Consider the following 19,798-nt stretch of genomic DNA (forward strand, 5'->3'; position numbering starts at 1 on the left):
TCAAAATAAAAAACCGGCGGCGAAAGAATCGCTACCGGTCCGCACGCGGCCCTTTAGCGACTTATTTAACGTGGCTGCAAGCCGGCCGGCCAAATCACCACAAGGCATCCTAGATAGCGCCAGTCCAGCTTCGAATCAACTGTCAATGCAGATAGCTGCAAAAGCCATCACGCTTTCTTTATGCGTGGCGGAATCTGTTGATGGACCAGTGACGCCCCCATGTTATTAATATAGGGATGGGCGGATTTGGAAACTTGTAATGGCAAATAACATCGAAAGGGGGAGGGGCATCCAGAGTCAGGACCGGGTAGGGTATGATCTCAGCCTGACATATCGGCTTGGAGTGATGTTCTCCGCATTCTGGAATTCGCAGGTCCGCGGCAAGGTCGTGGGGCTTGCGATCCTGCTTGTCGTCATCATCCTGGCGACAGCCTACGGACAGGTGATCCTCAACGAATGGAACGCCCCCTTCTACGATTCCCTCGAACGCCGTGATCTTGGAGAGTTCTTCCACCAGCTCGAAATCTTCGCGATGATCGCCGGCGCGCTACTGCTACTCAACGTGCTGCAGGCCTGGCTGAACCAGATGACTGCGCTCTATATGCGCGAAGGGCTTTCGCGCGATCTCGTCGATCAATGGCTGAAGCGCAAGCGCGCCCTCAAACTCTCTACCATCGGCATTCTCGGCGTCAATCCGGACCAGCGGCTGCATGAGGACTCCCGCAACCTGGCCGAAAGCACCACCGGTCTCGTGCTCGGCCTCCTGCAGTCGACCATACTACTCGTCAGCTTCATCGGCGTGTTGTGGGAGCTTTCGAGCGGCTTCATCTTCCATATCAGCGGCTACAGTTTTTCCATTCCAGGCTACATGGTCTGGGCGGCAATCTTCTATGCTGCATCGGCCTCGGTACTAAGCCAGGTCGTCGGCCGCAAACTTGTCAAGCTCAATGCAGACCGCTTCTCCAAGGAAGCCGAATTGCGCTTCGCGCTGATGCACGCCAACGAGAACATGCCAGCGATTACAGTGGCGCACGGCGAGGAAAACGAGCGCAAGCGCATCAATATCGACATCAGCAACGTTCTCGCGGTTATCAAGCGTCTCGCCATGGCCAATACCAACCTCACCTGGGTTTCGGCAGGTTATGGCTGGCTGGTCATCGTCATTCCGATCATCGTTGCAGCACCCGCCTATTTCTCCGGCGGCCTTACCTTCGGCCAGCTGATGATGTCGGTCGGGGCCTTCAACCAGGTCAACACGGCACTGCGCTGGTATGTCGCCAACTTCGGCCCGATCGCCGAATGGCGCGCCACGCTGATGCGCGTCACCGATTTCCGCCAGGCACTGCAGGAGATGGACGACGACTTCGATCTGAAGGACGCCATCGTTTATGAGGAAACCGCAGCAGATACGCTGACGCTGAAGAATATCGTCATCTTCGCCAAGCTTGGCGAAGACATCGAGGATTGCGGCGGCTTCCGGATACGCGAAACGGATGTTACGATCAAGGCCGGCGAGAAGGTCATGATCAACGGCGATCACAGCGTGAACCGCCGCCTGCTCTTCCAGGCCATGGCCGGCCTCTGGCCGTGCGGTAAAGGTACGATGGGTCTGCCGCCGATTGCCGACATCCTGTTCATCCCGCAGGTCGCCTATGTCCCCGGCGGAACGCTGCGTGAGGCAATCTCATTCCCCGAAAAACCCGAGGCCTATGACACGGCGGCCATCGAAGCCGCGCTTGAGGCTGCCGGTCTGCATGCGCTGGTTGCCCGACTCGACAGCCGCGCGCGCTGGGACAAGCTTCTCGACGCCGACGAGCAAAAGGCAATCGGCTTTGCCCGTCTGCTTCTCGTCAAGCCCCGTTGGGTCGTTTTCGACGAAGTGCTCGAGGGCATGGAGCCGGAATGGCAGCATACGATGACGAAGCTGCTTGCCACTATGCCGGACACCGGCATGATCTATATCGGCCGCTCGGAGACCTATCTGGAAGCGCTGCATCCGCGCACATTGCATCTGCTGGCGCTGCCCTCGAAATCCGAGGAAGAGCCGGTAGTTTCGGTTCTCGGGTCGAGCGCCGCGGCAGCCCGCGCCCCGGCGCTTTAAGGCAATTCCCATAAAATTATGTAGCGGTTTTGCGTCCGGAACTGTGTGTCTTACATTGGCGGCATCACGCCGTGGACGCCGACGGTGACCTGCGCGGCCGAGATGCTGCCGTCGGCTGCCTTTTCCGCCATGACGATGACGCCTGCACCCGGCTTCAGGTCGTCCTTCGTCGCCGGCGCAAAGGTGACGATCGGCGTGCCGTCGGCAATCGAGATGGTCTTTTCCTTGCCTTGATAAGTCAGCGTGATCGTATGACCATCGACGGCCTTGACCGCATTGCTGACGGTCGCATTCGTCATCGAGCTGTTCGGCTGCACGTCCCACGGACGGTTGCCTTCGCCGGTACCCTTCATCGCTGCCGGGAAAATCAGCACCTCGATGGCACCATCGGGACCTGTGCCTTTCGGCAGGGAGGCGACGCCGACGAAATCGCCGACCTTGATGTCGTCCACCGACGCATTTTTGATGCCAGCGACCTTCCAGCCCGATTTAAGTGCCACCGTCGTGTCGCTGCCCTCGCGGGTCTTGACGGTCAGTGTATCGCCGCTAAGGCTCTCGATCGTGCCACGCACGCGCATGCGTTGCGTTTCCTGCGCGCTCGCTGCCTGCGAAAGGCCGAGCACGACAAAACTGCTGGCGGCAAGCGCCATGAATAGTCCGGTATAGGATTTGCGAGACATGTGACTCTTCCTTCTTGCCTCTGATCGGCACGGTCCCGGCTGCCGAGCGGCACTCTATGCCGCATGACGCAACACTGACGAATCAAGGAAAAGTGAGAGAAAATGGACTCCGGCAACTCGATCCCGGATACCGGAAGTCCACACCAGATCTTTGGAAATACCGGCTCAGCCGGCAGCAGACATATCCATATACATGATTTCCCAGACATGACCGTCGAGATCCTGGAAGCTGCATCCGTACATTGGACCCATGTCGAGGATCGGCTTCCAGGGCTTGCCGCCGGCTGCCAGCGCCTTCTTCAGGTAGTCATCCACCTCGGCGCGGCTGCCGGCCGAAAGGCAGGTCAGCACTTCCTTGCCCTTGGACGTATCGGCGATATCGCCTTCGATGAACTGTTGGAAGTGACCGTGGGTCAGCAGCATCACGTAGATATTTTCCTCGACGATCATACAGGCAGCGTCGTCGGTGGTAAAATTCGGATTGTAGGAAAAGCCGAGCGCCGAGAAGAACTCCTTCGACTTGACGAGGTCCTTGACCGGCAGGTTCACGAAAATCATGCGCATGAAAATCTCCCTTATGACGTGGCGGCACCATGCCGTTGATCACGCTCGGCCCAAGGACGGCCAATAACCACCCGATCCGACATTCGAGAAATTTTTATTCCGATCAACCTTCCAGCTCTTCCCGCAAGATTTCGAGCTCTAGCCATTCCTCTTCCATCTTGGTCAGGTTTTCGCGTAGCTTCTCCATTTCCGATGCCAGCCGGCTGAACGTCGCCGGGTCCTTGGTGAAGAGGCTCGGATCAGCCATTTTCTTCTCGCGCTTGGCGATCTCGGCCTCCGCCTTCGCCATTTCCTTCGGCAGGTTTTCGAGCGCGAATTTCTGCTTGTAGGAGAGCTTGCCCTTCGAGACGGACGGAGCGGCAGCCGCAGCCTCCTGCGACTTCGGCTTCTCCACCGCCTTCTCAGCCTTGCGGCGCTCTTCGGCGGCACCCTTGCGCTGTGCCAGCATATCGGAATAGCCGCCGGCATATTCGATCCAGCGTCCGTCCGGCGCTTCCGGATTGGCAGGCGCGATCGTCGAGGTCACCGTCCTGTCGAGAAAATCGCGATCGTGGCTGACGAGGATGACGGTGCCGGGAAAACCTGTGACAATTTCCTGCAGCAGATCCAGCGTCTCGATGTCGAGGTCGTTGGTCGGTTCGTCCAGGATCAGCAGGTTGGTCGGCCGCGACAGGATGCGCGCCAGCATCAACCGGGCACGCTCGCCGCCGGAGAGGTTCTTGATCGGTGTGCGCGCCTGCTCCGGCTGGAACAGGAATTCCTTCATGTAGCCGGTCACATGCCGCTGCTCGCCATTGACCAGCAGGTTTTCGCCACGCCCATCCGTCAAATAGTTGGCAAGTGTATCCTCGGGGTTCAGATCTTCGCGCTTCTGGTCGAGAGTGGCAATTTCGAGATTGGTGCCAAGCTTCACCGTACCGTTATCAGGCGCAAGCTGGCCGGTCAGCATCTTCAGAAGCGTCGTCTTGCCGGCGCCGTTGGGACCGACCAGACCGATACAATCGCCCCGATGCACGCGGATCGAGAACGGCGCGACGATCGGCCTGTCGTCATAGCTCTTGGTAATCTTGTCGGCCTCGATCACAAGCTTGCCGGATTCCTGTGCGTCGGATGTGGTCGCCTGCACGGTTCCCTGCGGCCCCTTATGGCCACGATATTGTGAGCGCATGGTCTGCAACTCGCCGAGCCGTCGCATATTGCGTTTGCGCCGTGCCGTCACGCCATAGCGCAGCCAGTGCTCTTCGCGCTCGATCGCCTTGCCGAGCTTGTGCTGTTCCATCTCTTCCGCCTCCAGCACCTGATCACGCCAGGCCTCGAAAAACGCAAAGCCCCTGTCGAGCCGACGCGACGTGCCGCGATCGAGCCAGACGGTCGCTGTCGAGACCTTCTCGAGGAAGCGGCGGTCGTGCGAGATCAGCACCAGCGCGCTGCGCGTCTTCTGCAGTTCGCCTTCCAGCCATTCGATGGTCGGCAGGTCGAGATGGTTGGTCGGCTCGTCGAGCAACAGGATATCAGGCTCCGGCGCCAGCACACGGGCAAGCGCTGCGCGGCGCGCCTCGCCGCCGGAAAGGTTCTTCGGGTCCTCTTCGCCCGTCAGCCCTAAGTGCGACAGCAGGTATGTGACCCGGTAAGGATCATCGCCCGGCCCGAGCCCCGCTTCGGCATAGGCCTGCACGGTCTTAAAGCCGGCAAAATCCGGTGCCTGCTCCAGATAGCGCACCGTTGATGCCGGATGCCGGAAGACCTCACCGGACTGGGCATCGACGAGACCGGCAGCAATCTTCAGAAGCGTCGATTTACCCGAGCCGTTGCGGCCGACGAGGCAGATCTTGTCGCCGGACTCCACTTGCAAGGCCGCGCCGGCAAGTAGCGGCGTGCCGCCGAAGCTCAGGAAAATATCGTCGAGTTTCAGAATGGGAGGCGCCAAGAATCAGACTCCGGAAAGATCATAGGGCCGCGCGAGCACGATGGCCCTGCCGCTGGCAAGCGAGAAGCGCACGGGGCCTTCCGCTACATTGGAAATGGTGCGCGACGAACCGAAGGGCAAATGGAAGTCGGCGAGCGGATAGCGGGCATTCTCGATGAAGAGCCCGGTCAGCTCGCTGAAACCCGGCACGGAAAACAGGCTACCCGGCGGAAGATCGATCTCCAACGAGCCGGGAAGCAAAGGTACCGCCTCTTCGCTGCCCGAGGTCAAGAGCACGTCGAAGCCTTCTTGCGCCAGTTCAACGCCATAGAGCAGATGTTGAAGCGCATGGTCGGAGCGTTCACCGCCCAATGCGCCTGCAAGGATCAGGCGTTTTGCGCCACGCTCGATTGCCTCGGAAACGGCGATCTCGCCATCGGTCGCCGCCTTTGCGGCCGGATAGGGTTGACGCGGCACATTGGGAAAGGCGCCGTCGAGATCGGGCGGTGTCGAATCGAAATCGCCAACCCACAATTCCGGCACCACGCCCAACGCCGCTGCGTGGCGCATGCCGCCGTCGGCCGCGATGAACCGGGTGTCCCGCACGGCTTCGCGCAGACGATCCGTCAGGCTGAGTACCCCGCCGAGCAGGATAGTGAAGGTGGATTGGCTCATGGGCATTGCCCATAGCGCAAACCGGGGGTGAAGGGGAAGAGGCGCCGAAGATCCGGCGCCTTTCTCTCAGAAGCGGTAGGTCACACCGGCGCCGATCAGCCAGGGATCGAGTTTCGCCTTGCCGCTGACATTGGCACCGCCGACGGTCGCATCGAAATCCGGACGCAGGAAGATCTTCTTCACATCCAGGTTCGCACCCCAATGCTCATCGAACATGTAATCGAAACCCGCCTGCAGCGCGACGCCGAATGTATTCTTCACATCGAGGCTGTCGGCGCTCTTGCCTGACTGATTGTAGAAGACCGTGTAATTCACGCCTGCACCGAGATACGGCTGGAAGGCACCGAAATCGGTGAAGTGATATTGCAATGTCAGCGTTGGCGGCAACAGCCACGTCTTGCCTATATCGCCGAGGCCGGCAATCGAGCCTTCGCCATGCACATTGGCATAGGTCGTGCCGAGAATGAGCTCCGCGGAAATATTGTCGGTGAAGAAATAGGAAATATCCGCTTCCGGAACCACTGTGTCCGAATAGGAAAGACCGGATCCGGAAATGCCGTCGACCGAGCCGTTATCGCGCGTCACCACGCCCAGCGCACGCAGGCGTACCTGCCACGGGCTTTGCGTGGCCATCGGCGGGCCAGCCGAAGGCGCCAGATCGGCGGAAAGCGCCGCGTGCCCGAAGGATGCGAAAACGATAGCGGCGAAAATGCCCCTCAGCCGAAGCGGATGATGTTTCATGTGAATCTCTCCTGATGTCGTCGAACGGGGAGAGACTTAGGCCTGCCTCAGGCGGGTCGGCTTGAGCGAGATCAAACGCTCAGACTATTTTCTTCAGCCTGGCGTATCCTTGTCACGGGACAGGAAGATTGCCTCATAGCCGCCGATGAATTTCTCGAACAAGACGGAGAAAGTGTCGATCTCTTCCTGCGGCCAGTCCCGCACGACCTCGGTAACGAAGGCGAGCTTCTGGGCCTGGATTTCCGCCAGCAGATTCTGTCCGACCTGAGTCATGACGACGACGATACGCCGCGCATCCGCCTGCGATGCCTCGCGGCGCAGAACATTACGGCCGACCATATCGGAAACGACGCGGCTGGCCCGCGACGGATCGATGCGCAGCATCTCGGCAATGGCACCAACGGTCACCTCGCCGTTTGCCTGCGCCCGCCTTACGGCATCCAGCACATCGAGATGCGAGAGCTCCAGATCCGGAGCCACGCTCTGGATCGCCAGCCGGCCAATCAGCCGGCGGCCCGTCATCATTCTCATGCGCGTCATGGAACGGCCGATGCGCAGCACGCTGTCCATGGGAGGCTCATCAATCTCTGTCGTTCTTGTCTTGGTCAGCGTCTCGTTCATGACGGAACCATAACAGACCGGAATCAAAAATAAAATATGCCAATGTCAATAATGTGCTATTGACAAATATATGCCATTAGCACATAAAGCATCGAAATAACGAAATTGGCCCCCATGGATATGCAACTTGCCCCTGCGCCGCTCGTGACGGATCCCCGTCGGCGGCTCATCCTCTTTTTTTTCCTGATGACCGCCATGTTCATGGCGACGCTGGATAATCAGATCGTCTCCACCGCGTTGCCGACCATCGTCGGCGAGTTCGGCCATCTGGACCGCTTCGGCTGGATCGGCTCGGCCTATCTACTGGCGCTGAGCGCGGTCATGCCGCTTTATGGAAAACTCGGCGATCTCTTCGGCCGCAAATATGTGATGATGACAGCGATCGCGATCTTCACGGTGGGCTCCGCCGTCTGCGGTCTCGCCGTCTCCATGAACACGCTGATCGCCGCCCGTGTGCTGCAGGGTTTCGGCGGCGGCGGTATCATGGTTTCGATCTTCGCCGTCAACGCCGACCTCTTCGAGCCGCGCGAACGCGCCCGCTACCAGAGCTATTCCAGCCTCGTGCTGATGGCCTCCGGCGCCATCGGCCCGGTCCTCGGCGGCACGATGAGCGATCTCTTCGGCTGGCGCTCGATCTTCCTCGTCAACGTGCCGATCGGCTTTATCGTGCTTGCCGGCCTCGCCTTCATGCTGCCCTACCGTAAACCGCATCGTCGACCGAAGATCGATTATGCCGGCGCACTTCTGCTAGCGTTGACGACGACCAGCATCGTGCTTGCGACCGACAGCAGCGAACTTTTCGGTGCGTTGATCTCCCCGCAGAGCATCAGCATCGTCGCCTTCGGCGTGGTTTGCGCCATCGCCTGGGTTTTCGTCGAACGCCGCGCGCCGGAGCCGATCGTCCCTCTGCCACTTTTCCGCAATTCCACCTTCAGCCTGCTGCTGGTGATCTCGATCATGGGCGGCGCGATCGCCATCGGCATGGTCAATTACCTCGCGCTGTTCCTGCAGACGACCACAGGCCTTTCGCCGTCTGGCGCAGGCCTGCTCTTCATTCTGCTGACAGGCGGCCTCGTCTGCGGCTCCCTGAACGCCGGCCGCATCATTTCGAAGACCGGTCGCTACAAGCCCTTCGCCATCGCCAGCCTCACCTGCAGCGCCATTGCTTTCGCACTGATGTCGCAGGTCCATGCCGGCACGCCGATCGCCTTCATCGGCGCGATCATGCTGCTGCACGGTATCGGCATCGGCCTTGCCCAGCAGGTTCCGGTCATCGGCGTACAGAACGCCGCGCCGGCCCGCGATGTGGGTGCGGCGACCGGCTCGGTCACGCTGTCGCGCATGGGAGGCGCTTCGATTGCCATCTCCATCTACGGTGCGATCATCGCATCGCAACTCGGCAAGCTCGGTTCCTCCATCCCGGGCGTGGCCAATATCGAGGAGCTGACGCCAAGAATGATGGCCGCACTTCCCGAAGCCAGCCGTCAGGCCGTCGCGGATGCTTATGCCGCCGCCTTCTCACCGCTGTTCATGACCTCTTGCGGCATTGCTTTGATCGGCCTGATAGCCGCCATCATGCTGAAACCAGTGCAGCTGCCCCGTGCCGGCGAACCAAAGACCGGCCCGACCAGCGCCGCCGCCGAAGCTGCGGAATAAGCATAGGCGCGCGGCCCGCACGCCTCTTCATTTCGATCAAGCAGCAAACACTACTATTAATTGTATTCTTCGCGCGGACGTTATGGTCGCCCGCATCGGTCGCCGTGCTGACCTATTTTTTCCGCAGTGTAGCCGGAATCTGCACTTGCGATGGAACTTTCGCCATAATTTCATCGGAGCGAGAAAGTGCCTCGACAGGCGAGGCATTGCCGAAATGCAACGGCACCACATTTAGATAGAGTCTCGCTATGCAACCCACGCGGAAATCAGCTACAGCAAAGACTTGGATCGGCCGATTGTGCAGCGCGAGAACCGAGGCGGAAGCCTATTGAATTTTTCTGGCAGCGGCCGGCCCGAAGATGCGGCAGACCGGCGACTTAAGATGATGGGGAGAGACAGACTGGACAGCATGACGACGTGGAAATCGCCCGCGCTTTCCAGTGATGCTTTTCTTGCGCCGTGCCGTTGGGCGCGCCGTCTCCTGCTGCTTTCAGTCTGCGCCATCGCGCTGAACGGCTGCGAGACGTTGATCGAACAATCCTATCAGCCGACCGTCGGCCCATCGTCCAATCCACAGATCGTCGACGAAGTACAAAAAAATGACCCGCGCGCTGCCATGGGCGCTCGCGAGCATCCGCGCATCGTCGCGAGCTATGGCGGCGAATATAAGGACGCCAAGACCGAGCGCCTCGTCGCCCGCATCACCGGCGCGCTGACGGCCGTGTCGGAAAATCCGAGCCAGTCCTATCGCATCACCATCCTGAATTCGCCCGCCATCAATGCCTTCGCGTTGCCGGGCGGTTACCTCTATGTCACCCGCGGCCTGCTGGCGCTCGCCAATGACGCCTCGGAAGTGGCGGCTGTACTGTCGCACGAGATGGGCCACGTCACCGCAAACCACGGCATCGAACGCCAGAAGCGCGAGGAAGCCGAAGTCATTGCCAGCCGCGTCGTGGCTGAGGTTCTGTCGAGCGATATAGCCGGCAAGCAGGCGCTTGCCCGCGGCAAGCTGCGCCTGGCCGCCTTCTCCCGCCAACAGGAGCTGCAGGCCGATGTCATCGGCGTGCGCATGCTCGGCGAAGCCGGCTACGATCCCTATGCCGCAACCCGCTTTCTCGATTCCATGGCCGCCTACAGCCGCTTCATGTCGGTCGATCCGGAAGCCGACCAGAGCCTGGACTTCCTGTCGAGCCATCCGAATTCTGCCCAGCGCATCGAGCTTGCCCGCAGCCATGCCCGCGCCTTCGGCCAGGAAGGTTCGGTCGGAGACAAGGGCCGCGATTACTATCTCGATGGCATCGACGGTCTTCTCTACGGCGACAGCCCGGAAGAAGGCTATGTGCGCGGCCAGACCTTCCTGCATGGCGGCCTCGGCATACGCTTCGACGTACCGCCGGACTTCAGTATCGACAACAAGGTCGAAGCGGTCATGGCGACCGGCCCGAACGATATCGCCATCCGCTTCGATGGCGTCGCCGACAACCAGAACCAGAGCCTGACGAATTATATCTCCAGCGGCTGGGTTACCGGGCTTGATCCCGCAAGCATCCGGCCGATCAACGTCAACGGTATGGAAGCTGTGACCGCCCGCGCCACTGCCGATCGCTGGGATTTCGATGTTACGGTCGTCAGAAACAACAACCAGATATTCCGCTTCCTGACGGCCGTGCCGAAGGGCAGCCCTTCGCTGGAGCCGACGGCAGACGTCCTGCGCGCCAGCTTCCGCCGTATGACGCCGGACGAAGCCGCCTCGCTGAAGCCGCTGCGCATCCGTGTCGTCACCGTTCGCTCTGGCGACAACATCACCACGCTCGCCTCCCGCATGATGGGTACCGATCGCAAGCTTGATCTCTTCAAGCTCATCAACGCCTTGCCGACGGGCGCTGCTGTTTCTCCCGGTGACCGCGTGAAGATCATCTCCGAATAAAAGAAAGCCCGGCTTATGCCGGGCCAGTATGTGCTGCTGGGGAGTAATTCTTGGTCAGGCATAGGCTGCCATATGCGGATCGGCGCTCACGAGCGCCGTGCGAAGCTTTTCCATCGCCCGGCTTTCGATCTGACGCACGCGCTCCTTGGAAATGCCGAGATCGGCGCCGAGCTCTTCGAGTGTCGCTCCGTCTTCTGCGAGCCGGCGCGCGCTGATGATCTTCATTTCGCGCTCGTTGAGATGCTTGAGGGCAGACGCAAGCCAGACGCGGCGGCGCTCGCCATCGATCATGTTGGAGACCTGCTCGTCCGGCAGCGGCTCGTCGCTGACGAGGAAATCCATCTTCTCTGCACTATCGGCGTCGCCGGAGACGGAAGGCGCCTGCAGCGACGCATCGTTGCCGGAAAGGCGCGCATCCATGGTCTGCACGTCGGCAAGGCTGACACCGAGAGCGGCGGCGATTTCCTGATGAATGGATTGCAGCGTCAGCTGCGTGTCGCCCTTGGCGAGCTTGGCGCGCAGGCGCCGCAGATTGAAGAACAGTGCCTTCTGGGCCGAACTCGTGCCGCCGCGCACGATCGACCAATTGCGCAGGATATAGTCCTGGATCGAAGCACGGATCCACCAGCTTGCATAAGTGGAAAAGCGTACATCGCGCGCCGGTTCAAAGCGAGCGGCCGCCTCCAGAAGCCCGACATAGCCTTCCTGCACGAGATCGCTCATCGGCAGGCCGAAGTTGCGGAACTTTCCTGCCATGGAAATGACGAGGCGCATGTGCGCCATGGCGATCTGGTTGCGGGCGCCGCGGTCCTCGTGATCCTTCCAGCGGATGGCGAGATTATGTTCCTCTTCACGGGCGAGATAGGGAGCCGCCATTGCTATTTTGATCATGCGCCGATCTGCAGACATGTTCTTCATATCGCTCTCCTGAACAGGCCACGTGCCTAAAAATAAACAAGCAAACATCGTTTCCGGAACATTGCTGCGCCGGAGCAAACTAGGCTCTTGAATGCATAAAGGCCTCGCTCCTGGACTTTTCAGGAGGAGGCCCTATCTCTCTTCATATGCCGCTGAAGCGGCTGGACTGGATCAGTTTCTTGAGATTGCCGGATAGGCAAATTCTGGAAATCATGATCCGCTCCTCATCGAACATTGACAGCTTTAGCGGAAGTCAAACCGAGCTTATGGGTTCCGGTGGAGTCCGCATTACTGTATATGAACGTCGCAGCGGCGAAAAAGTTCCAATAAAAAACCCGGCACCAGGCCGGGTTTTTTCATCAGCAAAAACAATGCGCTATTAAGCTGCTTCGTCCTGCGAATCGTCTTCCTCGATCGCCTTGCCGCGCTTCGGACCCTTGTTGAGGTTGGTCTCGACGAGGCGAACGGCTTCCGTTTCAGACATCTTGTTGACGGCAGCGATTTCGCGAGCCATCCGGTCGAGGGCAGCTTCATAAAGCTGACGTTCTGAATAGGACTGCTCCGGCTGGTTTTCAGCGCGATAGAGATCGCGAACGACTTCTGCGATGGAAATCAGGTCGCCGGAATTGATCTTGGCATCATATTCCTGGGCACGGCGAGACCACATGGTACGCTTGACGCGAGCCTTGCCCTGCACGACCTTGAGGGCGCGCTCGACAAAGTCGGTTTCGGAAAGCTTACGCATGCCGATGCTCATGGCCTTTGCGACCGGAACCTTCAGACGCATCTTGTCCTTTTCGAAATCGATGACGAAAAGTTCAAGCTTCATGCCGGCGACTTCTTGCTCTTCGATAGCCGTGATGGTACCGACGCCGTGAGCGGGGTACACGATCGATTCACCAGTTTTGAAGCCGTGACGTGCGGTAGAAGGTTTTTTCTGCTGGATGGTCATTCTAATCAAAAACTCCCTGTTACGCTTCCGGCAACGGCCGGAGCCCGGGTCAGTCAGGCCCGGATGAGACGGTTAGATCCGTCGGGTGACTTCACTCTGGTTCCACCAGACAGAAGCAAAAAGGTATCCTCGCGCGCGATCTTGGGATCCGACAGCTCAAGTTATTGATATGTCACGGAAACCGCGTGCGGATTTGCTTTTACTTTCGTGATGGTTTTGGGCATGCGTCATGCCACAAGTGGAACAGTGTGGTGAACGTATCACAAAAATATGAGGAAATCAATAATTTGCTTAACGTGAGTCATGTGGGCAACACATAGCCCCCATGTGACTCACGCGTAATTTGAAACGTTTAACCTGAGGCTGAACCCGGTTTCAACGGCGCTGCCCGTCGAGAATTTCAGTCGCCACTACCGGGCTTTTCAGAGAAGTATTTCTCGAATTTCCCGGTCTCGCCGTCCAGCTCCTTGGCCTCCGGCATCGGCTCCTTCTTAACAGTGATATTCGGCCAGATGCTCGCATATTCCGCGTTGATCTTCAGCCACTTGTCGAGACCCGGTTCGGTATCGGGCTTGATCGCCTCGGCCGGACATTCCGGCTCGCAGACACCGCAGTCGATGCATTCATCGGGATGGATGACGAGGAAATTCTCGCCCTCGTAGAAACAGTCGACAGGGCAGACTTCAACACAATCGGTGTATTTGCAGCGAATGCAATTGTCGGTCACGACATAGGTCATGAAGAACTCCAGGATTTCCATGCGGGCGGGGCCGGGCAACCTGGAACGTCGCGCCTGTCCCCTGAGCCGGAGAAAAAGCGTGAACAGGCTTGGGAGGCAAGCACACTACCCGGCAGGTTGTGTGTGACGTATCGACTTTGCAGCAGGATTTCAAGGACAAACGATCTTCGAAAGGCTTATGGCAGGAAGAGTTTTCTAATCCTCGTCCGACATCAGCCTGTCGATTGCGCGTCGTTCCTTTTTCGTCGGCCTGCCGGAACCAGTCGCCCGGATTGCCTGTTCGTATGGGGTGAGGCGTTTTGTCTCATCTGGAGGCGGCGACAGGTCCTCATAGAGCAGCCGCGCCTCCTCGTAGGGGCCGCGTCTGTCGCCGGGCAGCCGAACGACGAGAATGACGTCTCGCCGCTCCAGCTTCAACTCGATGCGATCACCGACTTTGATCATTTGACTAGGCTGCGTGCAGCGTGAGCCGTTGATGCTGACATGGCCTGACTGGATATGGCTTTGCGCCAGCGAGCGTGATTTCACCATACGTGTGAAAAACAGCCATTTGTCGATGCGCTGGCGCGAACCGCTTCCTGGCTGTGTTTCTCCGCCCATGATTACTTCTTCATCTGCTCCTTGAGCGCTGCAAGCTTGGCAAAGGGCGAATCCGGATCGATCGGCTTCTCCTTGCGCGGCGGCTTGGCCTCGAAACGCAGCGGCTGCGAATTGCCGCGGTTGTTGTTACGGTCGTTGCGGTCGCCACGATCCTTGCGATCACCACGGTCCTGACGGTCGCCGCGCTGCTCGTTACGGTCGTTGCGCGCCTGCTGCGGTCTGCCGCCATCACGATTCCCGCCTTCGCGGTTGCCGCCATCCCGGTTGCGGTTGTTGTGGCGGTTGCCATCTCGGGCCTCGCCGCCTTCACCGCCGCCAGGACGGCGATTACGGTCGCCACGTTCCTGACCTTGGCCATGACCTTGGCCATGACGTTCGCCCTGACCCTGCCCGCCGCGGCGGTCGCCATGGCCGCGCGCCTGGCGCTGGTTCTCGTTGCGGCCACCGAGACGCCACAGAAGAACCGGCTTCGGCTCTGCAGCCTCAGCTTCAGCCTCACCGACTTCAACCGAACCTTCGGCTGCCACAGGCGTCTCCGCAGCCGCAGGAGCGGCTTCGACAGCGGGCGTTTCTTCCGAAGCGCCATCTGCGTCGTCATGATCGGCCTTTTCAGCCGTTTCCTCTGCCACGGTCTCAATCGCCGTTACGGGAGCCGATGCCGCATCCTGCGTCGCAAGGAATGCTGCAGCCTCCTCGGCCTTTACCGCGTCTGCGCGATAGCCGAGACCCTTGAGGATCTCTTCCATGTCTTCCAGCGTCGCGCCGAGAATGGACAGCATCGCCGTCGTCGTCGTGAAGCGGCGGCCGTCATAAGCGCCTTCCGGACGGCTGGCTTGACCCGGCTTCCACTGCAAGAGCGGGCGGATGAGGTCGGCCAGACGCTCGAGGATATCGATACGCACCGCGCGCTTGCCGAGGAAACGGAAGCCGGCGAGCTTATAGAACATGCGCTCGAAGCTCGGATCGGTGACGACGGAGGTACGGCCGGCGGCCAGCACCGGAATGAGGTCGCCATAACCTGGCTTGTCGAGCCCGTCATTCTTCAGCGCCCAGAGCAGTGTGATGAGCTCTGCTGGCGCCGGCTTCAAAAGCGCCGGAACAAAAATGTGGTAGGCACCGAAGCGGATGCCGTAACGGCGCATGGAGGCGCGCGCATCCTGATCCAGAGACTTCACCTCTTCCGTCACGTCGCGGCGGAAGAGCACGCCGAGATTCTCGACGAGCTGGAAGGCGAGCCCCTTGGCAAGGCCCTGCAGGTCCTCAGCGCGCGACAGATCGTCGAGCGGCTTCAGCACCGTGCTGATATGATGATTGACGAAACGTTCGATACGGGCGGCGACATGATCGCGCGCATTGCCCGTAAGCTGCTCGTCGGCAAGCAGGATGACGCGCGGACGCATCACGTGATCGCTACCGGATAGACGTCCGACAGGGTCGCCGAGCCAACGCACAAGACCGTCCGAGCCGATCGCCAGATCGGCGTTGCCTGCCGCATGCAGGCGCGCGGCACGGGCTTCGAATTCAAGCGCGAGCGCCTTCTGCGACGCAGACTGAACCGCCTTGGCGTCCGGCCCATCCGTTCCACCCACAGGCGTAAAACGGAACCCGGTCAACTGCCCCACATGATGTCCTTCAACAAAGACATCGCCATTCACACTGATTTCAGCTTCCAGCATCGCATTCTCTCTCAGGCGCTTCATGAGCACAGATGTCCTGCGATCAACAAAGCGTTTCGTCAACCTTTCATGCAACGCGTCGGACAATCGATCTTCGATTTCCCGCGTCTTTTCCTGCCAGTGTGTCGGATCGGCAAGCCAGCCGGGCCGATTCGATACATAGGTCCAGGTTCTTATCTGCGCGATTCGCGCCGAAAGCGTGTCAATTTCTCCATCTGTCCGATCCGAGCGATGAACCTGTTCCGCGAGAAACTGCTCGTTTACCGTGCCATAGCGCACCAGATCGGAAAAGAGGGTAGAAATAAGATCGGCATGTTGCGCAGGCGTTATGCGCCGATAGTCCGGTAGAGCGCAAGCCTCCCAGAGCTTTTCGACGCGCGCCGGCGTGTTGGCGAGATCGGTGATTTCCGGATAGCGCGATAAATAGTCGAGCGCCTGCTGGTCGACCGCCGGCAGCGCCCGCGTCAGACCCGGCACGCGGGGTCCGGTCTCAAGGCTTGCCCGCAGGGATTGTATCGAGGAGAAATCGAGTTCCTTGGTCCGCCACTGCAGAACCTTGATATTATCAAATTCGTGGCCTTCAATGCGCTGCACCAGCTCCTCGTCGAACGGCGAGACCTGGCCGGTTACACCAAAGGTTCCGTCGCGCACATGACGTCCCGCGCGCCCGGCAATCTGGCCGAGTTCACCAGGATTGAGATTGCGGAACTGATAGCCGTCGAACTTCCGATCCTGCGCGAAGGCCACATGATCGACATCGAGATTGAGACCCATGCCGATCGCATCGGTCGCAACCAGATATTCGACGTCGCCCGCCTGGTAGAGCGCCACTTGCGCATTGCGGGTGCGCGGGCTCAGCGCCCCGAGCACCACGGCCGCTCCGCCACGCTGACGACGGATCAGTTCGGCGATCGCGTAAACCTCGTCCGCCGAGAAGGCGACGATAGCCGAACGCTGCGGCAGCCGGGTGATCTTCTTCTGTCCCGCATAGAGAAGGTGAGAAAGCCGCGGCCGCTCCGTGACGGTTATCCCCGGTAGAAGCTGCTGCAGGATCGGCCGCATGGTACCGGCGCCAAGCAGCAGCGTCTCGTCACGACCGCGCAGATGCAGGATACGGTCTGTGAAGATATGGCCGCGCTCGAGGTCTCCCGCGAGTTGCACCTCATCGATAGCAACAAAGGCGGCTTTGGTTTCCCGCGGCATCGCCTCGACCGTGCAGACGGAGAACCGCGCATTCGGCGGCGAGATCTTTTCTTCCCCGGTTACCAGCGCAACATTCTGGACGCCGACTTTTTCCACCACCCGCGTATAGACTTCGCGCGCGAGCAAGCGGAGCGGCAGGCCGATAACACCTGTGCCATGCGCCACCATGCGTTCGATCGCATAATGGGTCTTGCCGGTATTGGTCGGCCCAAGCACCGCGGTCACGCCGCGCCCGCTCAGTATCATCGGCTGCGAAGTCAGGGTCATGGTCCATGCAAGTGAGGCGGGGACGCCCCGGGTCAAGTCGGCTCCTGCGGGTAAGGCAGAGAACACATGGACAGCCGAAGCTCCAAACGCAAGGGCAGATTTGAAATAGACTTTGGATTGAGCATGGAAGTCACAGTCCGCTAAGTCCTTGATTTAAGATTCGGAACAGCTTGAGAACGAATCGGAGACGAATCGCTGACTCCGGCTGATTCAGCTTTTGTTCACGGCTAAGTATTGATTTTGAATCGCTTTTTTACACTAGATGCAGAATCGATAAATTCATTGGGGGAGAGATTTCATCAACCGCGATTAACGCTTCTTGCCGAACCGTAAAGACCGCAAGATCCGATCCAGAATTAACGCTTCGACCAAATCCGGAACGAATCGGAGACGAATCGCTGATATCGAGACTTTCCCTTTTTGTTCACGGCGAGATGTTGTGGGCCTTTCGCCGCCGCCACCAAGATACGGTTCCACCAATTCGGGAGAGCCGGGCCGAAGCGCCAGATCGCGTTAATCTTTTACATGTCGAATTTACGATGCCTTAAACGCGGGCGTATGCAAACCGACGGACGATCGGCACCGATCAAAGCCGGAACGAATCGGTGACGAATCGGAGACGTCACCACTTTCCCGCTTTGTTCACCACAACATGTTGTATTTAAACATATTTTTAACCATGCAGATAAAAGGCTGCGGAGTTCTTCGCCGACTTGGCTTTTGGCGAACCGGCTAAACTCCGCTTTGGAGAAATGACCGATAACGCCGCCGCGACATTCCGAGAGATTAGCCGGGAACAAAAATCGAAGATGCGTGTTTCTAGTCCAATCGAAATGAGGATGAGACAGGACAAACACCATGCTAGGCACGATACTTCTTATTATCCTTATTCTGCTATTGATCGGCGCCTTGCCGAATTGGGGTTATAGCCGCGGCTGGGGCTATGGACCTTCCGGTGGTTTGGGGTTAGTTCTCGTCATCATCATCATTCTTGTACTGATGGGCCGAATTTAAAAGGCCGGCAACCTGGGGAGTTAGACATGAAAAAGATTGTTCTTAGCTGCGCTCTTATCGGCGCTCTCGCATCCTGCACTCCGACGGAGCAGGGCACGGCGATCGGCGCCGGCACGGGCGCCATCATCGGCGGCGCCGTCAGCAACAGCTGGGGTGGCGCGGCAGTTGGCGCAGTCGCCGGCGGTCTGACAGGCGCACTGATCGGCCAGTCGGTTGAACGCCGTGGCTACTGCATCTATCGCGACCGTTACGGCCGCCGCTACGAAGCGCGTTGCCGCTAATAGACCCCGGTCCATCGGAAATTTTGAACGGGCGCTTCGGCGCCCGTTTTTCTTGCGCGCTTTTATCGTCAACATGGCGTTGACGATTGGTCGCTGAAGTCAAATCTACCGTGCCGCCGACGCCAGGCGCATATTCCCTTCAAGATCGCAAAGGGCAGAGCACCTGCCGCCCGCGAATGGAAAGGAACGCCATCATGGCCCAGATCCTGCTCAATTCCGCCGTCGCCGCCCTGATTGCCGCGGTCTTTCTCACGACAGCAATTGCCGCTCTCCGCAGCCAGGACCGCGCCCTTCAGAAGGTGCCCGTCAAGGCCAACGAACGGCATCATCCAAACGCCTGACACCATCAAAGAAACCGAAAACCGCGCGACGGCAACTATTCGAGCGCCCGTCCGCGGGAGACACGACCATGAACAGGATCATCGTGATCGCCGCCCTCATCACCATTGCCTTCGCGGCCTATGGTGCATCTGCCGGCCCCCATGACGGCACCGGCAGCTATGCCGACAATCAGAAGAAATAGGCTCAGACGAAGAACTGACCGCCATTGGCCGTCAGCGTCGAACCGGTAATGAAACCGGCGTCGTCCGAAACGAGGAAAGTCACGCAACGCGCGATCTCCTCGGGTTCACCGAGGCGCCCGACCGGGATTTGCGGAATGATCTTCTCATTCAGCACCTTTTCCGGCACGGCCAGCACCATCTCCGTACCGATGTAACCGGGGCAGATGGCGTTGACTGTTATGTTCTTGACAGCGCCTTCCTGAGCGAGCGCCTTGGTGAAACCGAGGTCGCCGGCCTTGGCGGCGGAATAATTCGCTTGTCCCATCTGGCCCTTCTGCCCGTTGATGGAGGAGATATTGACGATGCGCCCGAAGCTGCGGTCGCGCATGCCGCTCCAGACATGATGCGTCATGTTGAAGAGGCCGGTGAGGTTGGTATTGATCACCTCGTGCCACTGCTGCGGCGTCATCTTGTGGAACATCGCGTCACGCGTGATGCCGGCATTGTTGACGAGGATTTCGATCGGACCGAGCTCGGCCTGGACCCTCTCGATACCCTCGCCGCAGGCGACATAGTCGGACACGTCCCACTTGAAGGCCGGGATGCCGGTGACATCGTGAAATGCCCTGGCCTTTTCGTCATTGCCGGCATAGTTGGCGGCAACCTTATAGCCGGCATTCTTCAGCGCCATCGAAATTGCCGCGCCAATGCCGCGCGTACCCCCAGTGACCAGAGCCACCCTGCTCATGTTCCGCTCCCCTGTTGTTGTCAGCC

General features: G+C 59.4%; 18 protein-coding genes and 1 riboswitch. Of the genes, 6 read left to right on the plus strand and 12 right to left on the minus strand.

Annotation, left to right across the window (positions count from 1 at the left end; all coding sequences use genetic code 11):
* Positions 1-33: 33 nt before the first annotated feature.
* A riboswitch (SAM riboswitch) is annotated at positions 34-111 on the minus strand.
* Positions 112-259: 148 nt separating this feature from the next.
* Complete coding sequence (locus FHT87_RS27870; RefSeq protein WP_183734477.1) at positions 260-2,101, plus strand: ABC transporter ATP-binding protein/permease; 1,842 nt, start codon at positions 260-262, stop codon at positions 2,099-2,101.
* A gap of 50 nt (positions 2,102-2,151) precedes the next feature.
* Here FHT87_RS27870 and FHT87_RS27875 read toward each other — a convergent pair whose 3' ends face one another.
* From FHT87_RS27875 to FHT87_RS27900, 6 genes are all read right to left on the minus strand, one after another.
* Entirely contained in the window at positions 2,152-2,781 is a 630-nt protein-coding gene (locus tag FHT87_RS27875; protein ID WP_183734478.1) for a DUF5666 domain-containing protein, read from the minus strand.
* A 165-nt stretch (positions 2,782-2,946) separates the two neighbouring features.
* Positions 2,947-3,345 (minus strand): VOC family protein, encoded by a 399-nt coding sequence (locus FHT87_RS27880; RefSeq protein WP_183805918.1) that lies wholly within the window; start codon positions 3,343-3,345, stop codon positions 2,947-2,949.
* Between the two features lie 103 nt (positions 3,346-3,448).
* Entirely contained in the window at positions 3,449-5,272 is a 1,824-nt protein-coding gene (locus FHT87_RS27885; RefSeq protein WP_183734480.1) for an ABC-F family ATP-binding cassette domain-containing protein, read from the minus strand.
* A gap of 3 nt (positions 5,273-5,275) precedes the next feature.
* Positions 5,276-5,932, minus strand: a complete 657-nt coding sequence (locus FHT87_RS27890) for a thiamine diphosphokinase (protein ID WP_246698184.1) — start codon at positions 5,930-5,932, stop codon at positions 5,276-5,278.
* Positions 5,933-5,992: 60 nt separating this feature from the next.
* Positions 5,993-6,667: an OmpW family protein gene (locus FHT87_RS27895; RefSeq protein ID WP_183734482.1), complete on the minus strand. Its 675-nt coding sequence runs from the start codon at positions 6,665-6,667 to the stop codon at positions 5,993-5,995.
* A gap of 93 nt (positions 6,668-6,760) precedes the next feature.
* Positions 6,761-7,288 carry a MarR family winged helix-turn-helix transcriptional regulator gene (locus FHT87_RS27900; RefSeq protein WP_183734483.1) on the minus strand — a complete coding sequence of 176 codons (528 nt, stop codon included), beginning with the start codon at positions 7,286-7,288 and terminating at the stop codon, positions 6,761-6,763.
* 114 nt (positions 7,289-7,402) lie between these two features.
* Here FHT87_RS27900 and FHT87_RS27905 point away from each other — a divergent pair, with 114 nt between their 5' ends.
* Both FHT87_RS27905 and FHT87_RS27910 read left to right on the plus strand, forming a co-directional pair.
* Positions 7,403-8,944 carry an MDR family MFS transporter gene (locus tag FHT87_RS27905; RefSeq protein ID WP_183734484.1) on the plus strand — a complete coding sequence of 514 codons (1,542 nt, stop codon included), beginning with the start codon at positions 7,403-7,405 and terminating at the stop codon, positions 8,942-8,944.
* 382 nt (positions 8,945-9,326) lie between these two features.
* Complete coding sequence (locus FHT87_RS27910) at positions 9,327-10,871, plus strand: M48 family metalloprotease (RefSeq protein WP_183734485.1); 1,545 nt, start codon at positions 9,327-9,329, stop codon at positions 10,869-10,871.
* 54 nt (positions 10,872-10,925) lie between these two features.
* Here the strand turns inward: FHT87_RS27910 and FHT87_RS27915 are convergent, their stop codons facing one another.
* The 5 genes from FHT87_RS27915 to FHT87_RS27935 form a co-directional block, all read right to left on the minus strand.
* Positions 10,926-11,789, minus strand: coding sequence for an RNA polymerase factor sigma-32 (locus tag FHT87_RS27915; protein ID WP_007825441.1), 864 nt, complete (start codon positions 11,787-11,789; stop codon positions 10,926-10,928).
* A 379-nt stretch (positions 11,790-12,168) separates the two neighbouring features.
* Positions 12,169-12,741, minus strand: a complete 573-nt coding sequence (locus FHT87_RS27920) for a CarD family transcriptional regulator (protein WP_113299540.1) — start codon at positions 12,739-12,741, stop codon at positions 12,169-12,171.
* A gap of 400 nt (positions 12,742-13,141) precedes the next feature.
* Entirely contained in the window at positions 13,142-13,480 is a 339-nt protein-coding gene (gene fdxA, locus FHT87_RS27925) for a ferredoxin FdxA (protein ID WP_183734486.1), read from the minus strand.
* Positions 13,481-13,675: 195 nt separating this feature from the next.
* Positions 13,676-14,080, minus strand: a complete 405-nt coding sequence (locus FHT87_RS27930) for an RNA-binding S4 domain-containing protein (RefSeq protein ID WP_183805920.1) — start codon at positions 14,078-14,080, stop codon at positions 13,676-13,678.
* A 2-nt stretch (positions 14,081-14,082) separates the two neighbouring features.
* Entirely contained in the window at positions 14,083-17,226 is a 3,144-nt protein-coding gene (locus FHT87_RS27935; RefSeq protein WP_183805921.1) for a helicase-related protein, read from the minus strand.
* An 858-nt stretch (positions 17,227-18,084) separates the two neighbouring features.
* Between FHT87_RS27935 and FHT87_RS27940 the strand changes: the two genes are divergently transcribed.
* The 3 genes from FHT87_RS27940 to FHT87_RS27950 all read left to right on the plus strand — a co-directional run bounded on the left by FHT87_RS27940 (position 18,085) and on the right by FHT87_RS27950 (position 18,862).
* A complete protein-coding gene (locus tag FHT87_RS27940; RefSeq protein WP_017962528.1) occupies positions 18,085-18,240 on the plus strand; it encodes a DUF3309 family protein in 156 nt (51 codons plus the stop codon).
* A 26-nt stretch (positions 18,241-18,266) separates the two neighbouring features.
* Positions 18,267-18,521, plus strand: a complete 255-nt coding sequence (locus FHT87_RS27945; RefSeq protein WP_007825452.1) for a YMGG-like glycine zipper-containing protein — start codon at positions 18,267-18,269, stop codon at positions 18,519-18,521.
* A 194-nt stretch (positions 18,522-18,715) separates the two neighbouring features.
* Positions 18,716-18,862, plus strand: a complete 147-nt coding sequence (locus FHT87_RS27950) for a hypothetical protein (RefSeq protein ID WP_183805922.1) — start codon at positions 18,716-18,718, stop codon at positions 18,860-18,862.
* A 184-nt stretch (positions 18,863-19,046) separates the two neighbouring features.
* Here the strand turns inward: FHT87_RS27950 and FHT87_RS27955 are convergent, their stop codons facing one another.
* Positions 19,047-19,772 (minus strand): beta-ketoacyl-ACP reductase, encoded by a 726-nt coding sequence (locus tag FHT87_RS27955; RefSeq protein ID WP_183734490.1) that lies wholly within the window; start codon positions 19,770-19,772, stop codon positions 19,047-19,049.
* Positions 19,773-19,798: the final 26 nt, after the last annotated feature.

It is taken from the genome of Rhizobium sp. BK316 (assembly GCF_014193695.1).
Lineage (GTDB): Bacteria > Pseudomonadota > Alphaproteobacteria > Rhizobiales > Rhizobiaceae > Rhizobium.